Origin of the sequence: Synechococcus sp. KORDI-52 (assembly GCF_000737595.1) — a bacterium.
Classification (GTDB): Bacteria; Cyanobacteriota; Cyanobacteriia; order PCC-6307; family Cyanobiaceae; genus Parasynechococcus.
Map to the genome: position 1 here is coordinate 1,176,480 of NZ_CP006271.1, position 14,229 is coordinate 1,190,708.

Consider the following 14,229-nt stretch of genomic DNA (forward strand, 5'->3'; position numbering starts at 1 on the left):
TACTTCTTGCTCTATTGCCACCCAAGATACAAATCAGAAAAAATATTAAACACCTCTTGAGTTGTTGGAGAGTAGAGAAAGCTGTGATGGTTATTGGCTTTTTCCTGGGAAGTAGGACTTTAGGGCTGGCTTTCGTGATCCATTGATTTTTAGTGGGCAGTGAATTAAGCATTTGCTTGTCATCTTTGCCCTCAGCAGTAAGTAATTATTCTTACTTTAAGCGTAGGGCTTGCTTCATGGTTCTCCTTTATGGGGTGGAGGACAAGGCTGTGGCTAGTTGATTTTTCCCTTGCCGAAAGATAAATATCTGAATCAATGCACTAAAAAAATGATGCAAGCTGCAAAGCTTCAAATGCGGCAATTAAAGAATGAGGTTTCGCTATCCCAGTAAAGACAGGGGATTTAAAAAAGCGAAAAGCTTCTTTTGTGCAAAAGAGCTGTCCAACAAAAAAGTTTGTAAAAGAGTAAGTATTCAGAAGACAAAGGTAAGTTGAATAATCCAGGGTGAAAGCTGTAAATGCACATCCGCACAGATGTCCAGATGGACAAATGTGTGTGCCACCTTTTTCAATTTTCAAAAGGATTTCAGTTATGGCCTCGCAACCAACTTCCAATGCCTCCGCCAAGAACAAGGAAACCCATGCCTTGAAAGATGCGGATATGACCATCCACGGTGATGGAATTTTGAATGCGTTTGTTCCTGAGGTCGGAACCAATTCTGTCTTGGCTCACGGAGTCAATACCAACGGCGATGCGAGTGCAAAAGCCAAGAGCAAGGCATCGGCAGCGATCATTGAATCAGACTTAACCAGCAAAGGTGATGCGACAGTCAATGCCCGTCAGCAACTTGCTCTAATTGCTGATGCTGATACCACGAACGGAGATGCTATCGCTAAAGCAAAAAATGATATCAATAGCGAGGAAACGGGCGGAATAATTAACAGTAATCAAAATATCAAAGGTGCCTATGTTCAAGATGTAGATGTCAAGAATGCTACTTCCGCCGAAGCCACAACAACTTCAGGGGTTTCAACTGCAAAAGCGATCGAACATAGTACCTATGGTGTGTTTAATAGCGATCAAAGGAGTAAAAGTACATATGATGCAACCGTCATCAACAAGAACAGTATTATCTCTGATGCAAAAACTACAACAGGTGAAACCTTTAGTGGTGATTCAGGCACGAACGCGAAGAGCAAGAGTGGGGAACGCACGGGTATTCGCTTTGGTGATGCTGAAACAGCTTCTGCTGGAGAGTCAATTGAACTGAAGACGGGTGGTGATGCTCATATTTCAGTTGATGTTGGCACTGCTGATGATCCGAATGTAGTCAGTGCTTCTGCCAAAACAAAGGGTTCCGGTGATGCACATGCATCACTTGTTACGTCCAACAATTACGGCATTACTGGTAAATCTTTTGAGACAAAGGTAACTCCTGGTGAGCCCGAAGTACTAGAATATGAAGCTCGTCCTAGCCAAAGTACTTCAGTTAATCCTGGAACAAAGAATAGGTTATTTATAGTATTTGACGAACCATATACTGGAGACACAATTACACTTAAAGGAATTCGACTAGCAGACTCCGATCCTGATATTGCAAACTATACATTCAAGTTCAAAGATCCTAGCGGCGCTGAGGCTCAGCCAAATGAAAGACCTATAAAAATTACAAGTGGAGGTGGGACAGCCCCAGGACCGGATAATGACATCGTCTTGAATGCATCAATAGGTTATACAAATATCAAGGAAATTAAAATCTTTGGCGAGGAAGATGGGACAAATGGAGGAGATAAAGGGTCAGGACTATTAGGCATAACTTTTACAGGCCCCGTTCAAGTACTTGGCGATACCGGTGAACCAATAAGCGTCAATGTTGTTGTTGATGGATTCAACGCGACGATTAAGGGTAACGCTAACATCGTCGCAACAGTGGCGAATGATTACACTTCGTCTGCTAAAACGACGACGGGAGATGCAAGTGCCAGCTCGTCGACATCTGGACGAAATGGGCAAGGAGAAGTAATTGCTATTGATGCCAATGCTGTCAGTGTCAAAGGAACGGGAATTATTGCTGGAAGTGTAGAAAACCATCAATCTACATCAGCCAAGACGACTACAGGTAGAGCCGAAGCAGAGTCGCAAGATGGTCTTGTGAAAGGCGTCAGAGCTAATGATCTTTTGATTAACGAGACTGCCACAATCACAGGAGATGTAAAGACTGATGTCGTAGCAAAAGCAGTCACCCATGGAGGAGGAGATGCAGAGGCATCAGCGAATTCATTCAATCCAGATGCCAAGAATTCTTCATTTGGTGGGGAGTCAGTTGGTGCAGATATTGAAACGGTTGTAGCCAAACAAGCGTTGAATATAAATGGAAGTGTCGAATCAAAATTCGATGTTGATGCCAAAAATAATCACGGTGACGCTTCTGCATCCTCGGCAGAACTTCAAGTCACGGGTGTCTTAATTAAAGACACTAAAGGAGCAGATGTTGACATCGAAGGTAGTGCAACAGTTGAGCAAGATGTGTTTGCTAAAACCGTTGGGGGTGGGAATGCAGAAGCAACAATCACCTCTGGTCCTGATTTTTCAGAAACAGTTCCGCTAAAACTAGATGGCATCACTGGTATTGCCAGCACCTCTGGAATCAATGCCAAAGGGATGCTGAATGTTCACGGTGTTGTTGAGTACGACGGCACCGCTGTTGCGAAGAACACGACTGGTAATGCCAAGGCCCGAGTTGGAACAGACGACCTTCCTTTGCAGGATATGGTCGGCACACTGCTTGTGAATTCTGGTCCGAAGAGCGGCAGTGCCGGCATGCATGTGAGTGGTAAATCAACCGCAGATACTGTTGCAAAAGCAACCACACATTCTGGCAAAGCTGTTGCTTCTGTGGATTCTGATCCTGTCAAAGGTGTCAAGAGCAATGCCGGAACGCTTTATATGTCGAAAGGAGATCTTTCGGTTGATGGTGATGCGACATTTACGGCAGATGTTGATTCTCGATCGACTGGATCGAGTGGTTCAGGAGGTAAGTCTTCTGCATCTGCTGATGTCTCGAATGTGGTTGGTGTTGATCTTTCCCAGCTTGATAGTAGAGAGAAAGCAAGTGCGAATCAGCTTAAAGCAGCTGGTCATATCGATGTTGACGGTCACGTTGACACAACGCTCAATGCGCAAGCTGTCAATACAACAGGGCGATCGACTGCATCAACAACAACCAGTCTGCAAAAGGGTGTTTTGATCAGTGACAACGATAATTCTTTCCCCCCTTCTAACGATAGTACGGTTGTTCGAGGCAGCTCTGTCGATATTGAGGGTGGTGTCATTAGCACATCAATTGCCAATGCAGTCAGCCATGGTGGTGGAGGTGCATTTGCCAGTGCGGATGCGGTTAACCCTAAGAATGTTGATGTTAGGGATAGAAACTTCTCAACATTTGGCGGTGAGACTGTTGGTGTTGATGTCGACAAGGTTGTTTCCAAGTCTGACTTGAAATTAAACGGCAGTGTCGAAACAAAATACGATGTTGATGCCAAGAATACCCACGGGAAAGCGCTAGCTTCCTCGGCTGCACTTCAGGTGACGGGTGTTTTGAACAATGTTGCCAAAGGAGCAGATGTTGACATCGACGGTAGTGCAACCGTTGAGCAAGATGTGTTTGCTAAAACCGTTGGTGGAGGGAATGCGAAGGCAACAATCACCTCTGGCCCTGATTTCCCATCGAAGGCACCTGGTCCAAAGCTTGATGGCATCACTGGTATTGCCAGCACCTCTGGAATCAATGCCAAAGGGACGCTGAATGTGGACGGTGTTGTTGATTACGACGGCACCGCAGTTGCGGAGAATACGACTGGTAATGCCAAGGCCCGAGTTGGAACAGACGACCTTCCTTTGCAGGATATGGTCGGCACACTGCTTGTGAATTCTGGTCCAAAGAGCGGCAGTGCCGGCATGCATGTGAGTGGTGACTCCACCGCTGACACTGTTGCCAAAGCAACCACACATTCTGGCAAAGCTGTTGCTTCTGTGGATTCTGATCCTGTCAAAGGTGTCAAGAGCAATGCCGGAACGCTTTATATGTCGAAAGGAGATCTTTCGGTTGATGGTGATGCGACATTTACGGCAGATGTTGATTCTCGATCGACTGGATCGAGTGGTTATGGAGGTAAGTCCTCTGCGTCTGCTGATGTCTCGAATGTGGTTGGTGTTGATCTTTCTCAGCTTGATAGTGCACCATCGAGATTCTCGAAGAAGTCAGTACCTGCGAATGAACTGAAAGCAGCGGGTCATGTCGAAGTCGACGGCCACGTTGACACAACGCTCCATGCGCAAGCCGTCAATACATCAGGGCGATCGATTGCATCAACAACAACCAGTCTGCAAAAGGGTGTTTTGATCAGTGACAACGATAATTCTTTCCCCCCTTCTAACGATAGTACGGTTGTTCGAGGTGGCTCTGTAGATATTGAGGGTGGTGTCACTAGCACATCAATCGCCGAGGCAGTCAGCCATGGTGGTGGAGGTGCATTTGCCAGCGCGGATGCAGTTAATCCGAATAATGTTGATGTTAGGGATAGAAACTTTTCAACATTTGGTGGTGAGACTGTTGGTGTTGATGTCGACAAGGTTGTTTCCAAGTCTGACTTGAAATTAAACGGCAGTGTTGAAACAAAATACGATGTTGATGCCAAGAATACCCACGGGAAAGCGCTAGCTTCCTCGGCTGCACTTCAGGTGACGGGTGTTTTGAACAATGTTGCCAAAGGAGCAGATGTTGACATCGACGGTAGTGCAACCGTTGAGCAAGATGTGTTTGCTAAAACCGTTGGTGGAGGGAATGCGAAGGCAACAATCACCTCTGGCCCTGATTTCCCATCGAAGGCACCTGGTCCAAAGCTTGATGGCATCACTGGCATTGCTAGCACCTCTGGTATCAACGCCAAAGGGACGCTGAATGTGGACGGTGTTGTTGATTACGACGGCACCGCAGTTGCGGAGAATACGACTGGTAATGCCAAGGCCCGAGTTGGAACAGACGACCTTCCTTTGCAGGATATGGTCGGCACACTGCTTGTGAATTCTGGTCCCAAGAGTGGAGGCGACATGCACATCAGTGGTGACTCCACCGCTGACACTGTTGCCAAAGCAACCACCCATTCTGGCAAAGCTGTTGCTTCTGTGGATTCTGATCCTGTCAAAGGTGTCAAGAGCAATACCGGTACGATCTATAAGTCGAAAGGAGATCTTACGGTTGATGGTGATGCGACATTTACGGCAGATGTTGATTCTCGATCGACTGGATCGAGTGGTTATGGAGGTAAGTCTTCTGCGTCTGCTGATGTCTCGAATGTGGTTGGTGTTGATCTTTCTCAGCTTGATAGTGCACCACCGAGATTCTCGAAGAAGTCGGTACCTGCGAATGAACTGAAAGCAGCGGGTCATGTCGAAGTCGACGGCCACGTTGACACAACGCTCCATGCGCAAGCCGTCAATACATCAGGGCGATCGATTGCATCAACAACAACCAGTCTGCAAAAGGGTGTTTTGATCAGTGACAACGCTGCTGGAGGCCCACCTGTTAATGCTCAACAATATTTGATTGCAAGAGATGTTGTGGCTCCGGGCTATGGAGATGGCTCGCCGAATGAGACATCATCGCCAAGCACGGTTGTTCGAGGTAGCTCTGTAGATATTGAGGGTGGTGTCACCAGCACATCAATTGCCAATGCAGTCAGCCATGGTGGTGGAGGTGCATTTGCCAGTGCGGATGCGGTTAACCCTAAGAATGTTGATGTTAGGGATAGAAACTTCTCAACATTTGGCGGTGAGACTGTTGGTGTTGATGTCGACAAGGTTGTTTCCAAGTCTGACTTGAAATTAAACGGCAGTGTCGAAACAAAATACGATGTTGATGCCAAGAATACCCACGGGAAAGCGCTAGCTTCCTCGGCTGCACTTCAGGTGACGGGTGTTTTGAACAATGTTGCCAAAGGAGCAGATGTTGACATCGACGGTAGTGCAACCGTTGAGCAAAATGTGTTTGCTAAAACCGTTGGTGGAGGGAATGCGAAGGCAACAATCACCTCTGGCCCTGATTTCCCATCGAAGGCACCTGGTCCAAAGCTTGATGGCATCACTGGTATTGCCAGCACCTCTGGAATCAATGCCAAAGGGACGTTGAATGTGGACGGTGTTGTTGAGTACGACGGTACCGCTGTTGCGAAGAACACGACTGGTAATGCCAAGGCCCGAGTTGGAACAGATGACCTTCCTTTGCAGGATATGGTCGGCACACTGCTTGTGAATTCTGGTCCTAGAAGTGGAGGTGATATGCACATTGGTGGTGTATCCACTGCTGAGCTTGTCGCTGACGCAAAAACAGGAACTGGTTCGGCGAAGGCTTTAGTGAATGCAGATCCTGTTAAAGGTGTTAAGGGAAATCCAGGTGTTCTGTTTAGAGCAAATGGTGACCTTCACGTTGATGCAACTGCCGAAATTATTGTGCAAGCTAATTCGTTTGCCGTTGGTGGTAGTGGAGAGAGGAGTGCAGCCAATGTTCAGACAACGAATGTGATCGGCTTCGATTTAAGCCCTCTTGATTCAGCACGTTCCTCTTACGAGCCTGCACGTGCCAACGCTAAAGGTGATATTCATCTTGGTGGAGTTGCCTCCGCAGACCTGGCCTCAGATTCTGAGATTACAACGGGCAATGCAAGTGCAGATGTTGCTAGTGAATTAGTGGTTGGTGTTAATGCACAGAGCATCCTTTCAAAGGGATCAGGCACTATATCCGGTAGTGCAATCAATGTATCCACAGCCTCTTCCTCAACTACTACAGGTAAATCTGATGCTTCGGTGCTCAATATAAAAACGTCTGGAATTAGTCTATTGAGTTCCAATGACATTTCGATTAAAGGTAATGGCAGTGTTGAAGGTGATGGCATTGTGAGCGGGTACAGTGATGCCTATGCGGTCACTGGTAACGCGACTTCTGATGCTCAAATGAGTGCAAATGGTATTGACCTTGGCTATGAGTCGCAAATTAGGATTAAAGGGGAAGGTGGCGTTACAGGCAAGGGATATGTTGGAGAGCCCATCTATGAATATGAGGACTACTTGGTTCTCTCACCGTTCATTATCTCCTCGGAGACAACAACAGGAAATAGCGTATCTACGTCAGATTTCTCTGCTTCCGGTATCAGTGGTGATGACCTTAGTTTGGTCAAGGTGTCTAGCGGAGATGTTAAGGGTACTGGAGCAGCTATTGTTAACACAAGCAGCTCTACTCATCACGGGTCAACTTCTAGTGCAACTTCAGATTTGAGTATCTTTGGCATTAAGAATGTAGATAATATTACAATTAGTTCGCCTGGTGCTATAGAAGGTCGGGCTCTTGGAATTGCCGAGACTGAGGCATTGAATGTTACCGGTGATGCTCATGCTAGTAGCACAATCAGTGCTATTGGTATTGATAGCAGCACAATCCATTCAAGTGGTGAGATTAATGGTGTTGCTACTATCAGTCAAACCGTTACTGCGAAAACTGTAACGGGCAGTGCTTCGGCTCGTGCGATATCAGGACCTATTATTGGCATTAATTCCAGTACGATCAATAGCAGAGGAGATCTAACGATTACTGCTACAGCTTCTTTGGATACTGTTGCCTACTCGGAAAGCATTTGATTATTTCTCGTGTAGTGCGTGAACCGTATGGATAAGGCCCTTTGGTTCTGATTCGTTTGTTTTTAGCCCCTGCATAAAGCGGGGGCTTTTTGTTGCTGTATTGCCCAATCGACTTTTGGCGTGGGTTGCATTCCCGACCAAAGTCGGAACACCTGCAAATCCATGCATCTTTTTTGGCTATCAACAGGAGTGCCCCTTCTTAAGGAGATGCTGAAAAAAACTCTCGACATGGATTAGTGGATATCATTCTCAATGAGGCAGTAGGATCTCTCTATGCGTTAGAGAGGAAGAAAGGTTTTATTAGTGAAGTTGAATCCAAAGTTTAGTTTGAGCTTTGCTTGCTTCCAAGGCCGAGCAGCGTTTTTTCGACGTCACGTAATCTTTCCCCTTGAAGTGCCTTAAAATATCTGGATAAAAGGCCATATTCGCTCGTGGACGCTGACTTTCGGGATCTGTTAGACAAATTTACTGCCTTGGGAGGCATTGCAGATAATGTTTATCAAAGAGTAGGACAGTATGGGCGAGGTGTATTCCCCATTGATTCATCACGCATGGCGAAGATTATGACGCCTAAGAATCTTTTTGTTAATGTTGACAACTTATGCCTCGATGGTGATCATGTTGTGATTAAAGACGGCAGTTGCTATACCGCTAAAGAAATTGCGTTTTTAGAATTATACTGGAATAATTATTCTTGGGGCAATGGTGGCAACAATGACTCTTTTTCTTTTTTGAAGTTCATTGAGTTGTTGCAGGAGCCGATTAAGAAACAGCTTTTGGCTAACGGTTTTGTTGACGCAACTCTTCTTAGTTATCGTGTAGACAATGATTCCTTGTTGAAAAGATTTGTCAGTGAAAGATGTGTCAAATTTGAAGATCAGATTGTTATTGCTCCCGTATGGGAATTCGTGAACCATAGCTCTTTTGCTGCTCCGCTAAGAATAACTCCTTGTGGTGTGGAAACTCCACCAATGGAGCCTAGTTGCGAAGAGATATTGCTTAAATATAGTGTAGAAAATAGCCCAATGAGTATGTGGATGAAGTACGGTTTTGCATGTGAATGTATTGTTGCATATAGTATTCCATTCAACATTAATATAGGTGATCAGGCGCTCGCTATCAGATGCGCTGGTCGGTTTGCCTTAGATTCTAAGGAAAAAACAAGCTTCTCTGTGGATGGCGATGTTCTTTCGATTAAGTTGCTGCCCGTTGGGTGTTTGTCTAATGCTCTTCCGCGGGAAAACTTTAAGTCGATTCTGTCTTCTGTTGGCTTGTCAGCTGATGTAGCGAGTAGCTTATTCGCCAAGATTCGCGAAGTGAATATACAAGCCAGGCGTGATCTGATTGATTCTCTCCAGGAATCGGGTTTTGGCGAAAAAGATCAACTGTATAAGGCTTTGATGTACGAAATTGAGTTGATCGAAAATTCACCGATTGATTGACTCTGCCGTGGAGATAATGTTTTTTGCGAAATCTTTTCCTAGTGATGAAATTGCTTCTATGTACGTTAAATCATTTAGAATCTCTTGGTCATGCTCAAGTGCTCTACGAGCCGTAGATTTTAGGGCTAGAAGATCTCCTTCTCCGTAGGAGCTGAATAGATTCATGAGGGCATCAGGATTATTAGGTTTGAGCTCGAGTGATTTGAGAGTGGAGGTAAGAGCCTGATCGAGGTTGCCGAGTTCTTTGTAGATGCCGCCCAGATTCATGAGGGCATCAGGATTATCAGGTTTGAGCTCGAGTGATTTGAGAGTGGAGGTAAGAGCCTGATCAAGGTTGCCGAGGTCTTTGTAAATGCCGCCCAGATTCATGTGGGTAGTGGGGTGATCAGGTTTGAGTTCAAGTGATTTGAGAGTGGAGTTAAGAGCCTGGTCGAGGTTGCCGAGGTCTTTGTATATGCCCCCCAGATTCATGTGGGTAGTGGGGTGATCAGGTTTGAGCTCGAGTGATTTGAGAGTGGAGGCAAGAGCCTGATCAAGGTTGCCGAGGTCTTTGTAGATGCTGCCCAGGTTCATGTGGGCAGTGGGGTGATCAGGTTTGAGCTCGAGTGATTTGAGAGTGGAGGCAAGAGCCTGGTCAAGGTTGCCGAGGTCTTTGTAGATGTCGCCCAGATTCATGCGGGCATCTGGATTATCAGGTTTGAGCTCGAGTGATTTGAGAGTGGAGGCAAGAGCCTGGTCAAGGGTGCCGAGGTCTTTGTAGATGCTGCCCAGATTCATGAGGGCATCAGGATTATCAGGTTTGAGCTCAAGTGATTTGAGAGTGGAGGCAAGAGCCTGGTCAAGGTTGCCGATAGCTATGTGTAAGCCTCCTAAGTTGGTGTAAGCATCTGGGTGATTAGGGTCTATTTGTATAGCTTTTTTGTAAAGCGAGATTGCTTCTTCCGTGCGCTGGCTTGTTTGGCAAATAATCCCTAGATTTGAAAATAATGCGATATTTAAGATTCCGGAATTAATAGCTGCTCTGTAAGCCTTCTCGGCGTTCTTTAGGTCTCCCTGAGCGTGGTGGTTAATTGCGTTCTTCAGAAGACTGTACCCATTCGTTTGTGGCTTTTGCTGAGGTCTTTTCTTCTTACTTTTTTTTTGATCTCCGAATCCCGCCATCTGTCGCATTGTCTATTTACAAATCCTAAGCCAACTATCAAGCCACTTTCATTTCTTCTCGATCTGCTTAGTCGTTCTCCAACCCATCTCCGCAACGGATTTCTGGCGATCAAGTTTTTGTCGGATGTGTAGTGACCGAACCCTGAACAGTCCTCACCACCACTTCTGACGGTTCTCCCGCCCCACAGCGCAGAAGTTGGTCGAAGCCTGGGATGCAGACCCAAACAACAACTCTCAGTTGGAAGAGGGGCTATCCGAGTTGAAGGCTGAACGGTAGAAGTTCAAGGCCTAAGAGCAGAGATTCCCGCTGATCCATTGCGGCGACTGGGGAGTCCGAAATCGTAGAGTTAGCTGATTCGCTGGCCATCCGTTCTACAGACGGTTGGCCAGCATCCTTCATCCCCACGCAAACAGGACCTGATGGCGACCACAGACATCTTCATGCCTGCCCTCAGTTCCACCATGACGGAGGGGAAGATCGTGGAGTGGTTGAAGCAGCCTGGCGACAAGGTCGCCCGGGGGGAGTCGGTTCTTGTCGTTGAGTCCGACAAAGCCGACATGGACGTCGAGTCGTTCCAGGATGGCTACCTCGCTGCCGTCTTGATGCCTGCGGGTAGCACGGCACCGGTGGGCGAAACCATCGGTCTGATTGTTGAGACCGAAGCTGAGATCGCCGACGCTCAGGCCAAGGCCCCCAGCGCACCTGCTGCAGCTTCGGCGCCCGCCCCGGCTCCGGCACCGGCTCCCACGCCAGCTGCGGTCCAGGCCCCAGCGCCGACCCCCGCCCCGGCTCCGGCTCCTGTCGCCCCCCCAGCGCCATCGGCACCGGTGGTGAACGATGGCCGCATCGTGGCGAGCCCCCGGGCCAAAAAGCTGGCCTCCCAGATGGGAGTGGACCTGGCCACGGTGCGCGGCAGCGGCCCCCATGGCCGGATTCAGGCGGAAGACGTTGAGCAGGCCACCGGGCAGCCGATCTCCGTGCCCCGCGTTGCGGAAGGAACAGCTCCCGCAGCTGCCGCCGGTGGCGCAGCGGCTGCAGTGGCCCCGGCAGCTCCGGCGGGCAACAGCTTCGGCCGGCCCGGAGAGACCGTGGCCTTCACCACCCTGCAGGGTGCTGTGAATAAAAACATGGAGGCGAGCCTGGCGGTTCCCTGTTTCCGTGTCGGTTACACCATCACCACCGACAAGCTGGATGCCTTCTACAAACAGGTGAAGCCCAAGGGCGTCACGATGACGGCGCTGCTGGCCAAGGCTGTGGCCGTCACCCTGGCGCGCCACCCGCAGGTGAATGCCGCCACCACCGCCGCTGGTATGGCCTACCCCGCCGACGTCAACGTTGCTGTTGCCGTTGCCATGGGAGACGGTGGCTTGATCACACCGGTGCTGCGCAATGCCGATCGCACCGATCTCTACGAGATGTCGCGTCAGTGGGGGGATCTGGTCAAGCGCTCCCGCAGCAAGCAGCTGCAGCCTGAGGAATACACCACGGGCACCTTCACCCTCTCCAACCTCGGCATGTTCGGTGTTGATCGCTTCGACGCGATTCTTCCCACCGGCACCGGTGCCATTCTCGCCGTCGCCGCATCACGCCCCACGGTGGTGGCGGGCAAAGACGGCTCCATCGCCGTCAAGCGTCAGATGCAGGTGAACCTCACGGCGGACCACCGGGTGATCTACGGCGCCGATGGTGCCGCGTTCCTGAAGGATCTCGCTGAGCTGATCGAGACCCGCCCGGAAAGCCTGGCGCTCTGATCGCTCGCCTGCATGGCAGATCCCAGGGACCATCAACTCAGCAGCTACGACTACCTGCTGCCGCCCGAGCGCATCGCCCAGGCACCGGTGGAACCGCGGCACAGTGCCCGGTTGTTGATGGTTCCCCCCCAGGGGGAACCCCCCTCGGCGGCAGGCCATGGCCAGGTGTGGGACCTGCTCGAGCTCCTGCAGCCCGGTGATCTGCTGGTGGTGAATGACACCCGGGTGCTCAAGGCCCGCCTGGCGGTACGCCGTTCCGGAGGTGGGCTGTCTGAATTGCTGGTGCTGGAGCCGCGGGGGGAGGGCCGCTGGCTGTGTCTGGCCCGCCCCGCCAAGCGCATGCGGCCCGGTGACCGCCTCACGATTGATGGCACCGAGATCAGCCTGGAGGTGATCGCTGAAGATCCCGCCAGTGGTGGCCGGGTGGTGCAGTTCCCAAGCGATTGCAGGGATGCCGAAACCATTGAGGGCTTGCTCAATGACGTGGGCGAGGTACCGCTACCGCCCTACATCGAACGGCACGATCCCAGCGACAGCCAGCGTTATCAGACCCGCTACGCCGATCGCCCCGGTGCGGTGGCTGCTCCGACGGCCGGACTGCACTTCAGCGATGAGCTGCTGGCGGGCTTGCAGCAGAACGGGGTGGATCTGGCCCGGATCACCCTGCATGTGGGGCTTGGCACTTTTCGCCCCGTTGAAACGGAGGATCTCACCGCCTTGGAGCTTCACAGTGAATGGGTTGATGTCAGCCCCGCTGTGGTGGAGGCCGTGCAGGGGTGCCGAGGCCGTGTGATTGCCGTGGGCACCACAAGTGTTCGCGCCCTGGAGGGAGCCGCTCAAGCCCATGGCGGTGTTCTCAAGCCCTACACGGGGCCGGTGGATCTGGTGATTCAGCCGGGTTATCAGTTCAAGGTGATTCAAGCCCTGCTCACCAACTTCCACCTGCCCAAAAGCTCCTTGCTGTTGTTGGTGAGTGCCCTGATCGGCCGGGACACCCTGCTGAAGCTCTATGCCGAATCAATTGAGAGGAACTATCGCTTTTTCTCCTATGGCGATGCGATGTGGATTGATGTGGCCGCCGTCCAGCCCCAGGCCCGCCCATCGGCACGCTGAGGCCTGAACAGTTAACGGTGAGGACATAAAAAAGCCCCGTCAACGACGGGGCCAAGGCCTCTGCTTGGGGTAGCTCAGACCGCCACCGGTTGCTCGATGATGCCGGTGGGCACATCAGCGAACATCACCGAGGAGAGGTAACGCTCAGCCAGGTCGGGCAGCACCACCACGATGGTTTTGCCGGCGTACTCCTCCTTCTCCGCCAGACGAATAGCCGCTGCGGCGGCGGCTCCGCAGGAGATGCCCACCAGCAGGCCTTCCTCCTGGGCCAGGCGCAGGGCCATGGCAACGGATTCTTCGTTGGTCACCTGCTCCACCTTGTCGACCACGGAGAGGTCGAGGTTTTGGGGGATGAAGCCGGCACCGATGCCCTGAATCTTGTGGGGCCCGGGCTTGACGGCCTCACCATTCATGGTCTGGGTGATCACCGGGCTGTTGGTGGGTTCAACGGCCACGGATTCGATCGCCTTGCCCGCTTCATTTTTGATGTAACGGGAGACGCCGGTGATGGTGCCACCGGTGCCGACGCCGGCCACGAGCACGTCAATGGCGCCATCGCAGTCGTTCCAGATTTCAGGACCGGTGGTCTTGAAGTGGATTTCGGGGTTAGCGGGATTGTCGAACTGGCCGGGCATGAAGTATTTAGCCGGATCGCTCTCGGCGATTTCCTTGGCCTTGGCAATCGCACCGGGCATGCCCTTGGCGGCCTCGGTGAGGATCAGCTCGGCCCCGAGCACGGCCATGACGCGTCGCCGCTCGATCGACATCGACTCGGGCATCGTCAGGATCAGTTTGTACCCACGGGCGGCGGCGGTGAAGGCCAGAGCGATGCCAGTGTTTCCGGAGGTGGGCTCAACAATCACCTTGCCTTCGGTGAGTTTGCCGCTCTTTTCTGCGTCCCAGATCATGTTGGCGCCGATCCGGCACTTGACGCTGTAGGCGGGGTTGCGCCCCTCAACCTTGGCCAGCACTGTGGCCTTGCAGTTTTTGGTGACGTTGTTCAGCTTGACCAGCGGGGTGTTGCCGATGGCCTGGCTGTTGTCGTCGTAAATGCGGGACATGAAGCTGATGT

Annotated in this window: 6 protein-coding genes; 4 read left to right on the forward strand and 2 right to left on the reverse strand. The window is 50.8% G+C overall.

Going from position 1 to position 14,229, the window contains the following annotated elements:
- Positions 1–591: 591 nt before the first annotated feature.
- Both KR52_RS14180 and KR52_RS05940 read left to right on the forward strand, forming a co-directional pair.
- Complete coding sequence (locus tag KR52_RS14180; RefSeq protein WP_162175606.1) at positions 592–7,689, forward strand: hypothetical protein; 7,098 nt, start codon at positions 592–594, stop codon at positions 7,687–7,689.
- 431 nt (positions 7,690–8,120) lie between these two features.
- The gene (locus KR52_RS05940; RefSeq protein ID WP_156957616.1) at positions 8,121–9,131 is read left to right on the forward strand and encodes a hypothetical protein; all 1,011 of its coding nucleotides are present in this window, start codon (positions 8,121–8,123) and stop codon (positions 9,129–9,131) included.
- On the opposite strand, the gene KR52_RS05945 is transcribed toward KR52_RS05940, so the two are convergent.
- Positions 9,117–10,292, reverse strand: coding sequence for a tetratricopeptide repeat protein (locus tag KR52_RS05945; RefSeq protein ID WP_162175607.1), 1,176 nt, complete (start codon positions 10,290–10,292; stop codon positions 9,117–9,119). The genes KR52_RS05940 and KR52_RS05945 overlap by 15 nt on opposite strands.
- Before the next feature lie 420 nt (positions 10,293–10,712).
- Between KR52_RS05945 and KR52_RS05950 the strand changes: the two genes are divergently transcribed.
- On the forward strand, positions 10,713–12,044 hold the full coding sequence (locus tag KR52_RS05950) for a dihydrolipoamide acetyltransferase family protein (RefSeq protein WP_038553660.1): 1,332 nt from the start codon (positions 10,713–10,715) through the stop codon (positions 12,042–12,044).
- 12 nt (positions 12,045–12,056) lie between these two features.
- Complete coding sequence (gene queA / locus KR52_RS05955; protein WP_038553664.1) at positions 12,057–13,157, forward strand: tRNA preQ1(34) S-adenosylmethionine ribosyltransferase-isomerase QueA; 1,101 nt, start codon at positions 12,057–12,059, stop codon at positions 13,155–13,157.
- Positions 13,158–13,231: 74 nt separating this feature from the next.
- Here queA and cysK read toward each other — a convergent pair whose 3' ends face one another.
- On the reverse strand, positions 13,232–14,218 hold the full coding sequence (gene cysK, locus KR52_RS05960; RefSeq protein WP_038553667.1) for a cysteine synthase A: 987 nt from the start codon (positions 14,216–14,218) through the stop codon (positions 13,232–13,234).
- Between the last annotated feature and the right edge of the window lie 11 nt (positions 14,219–14,229).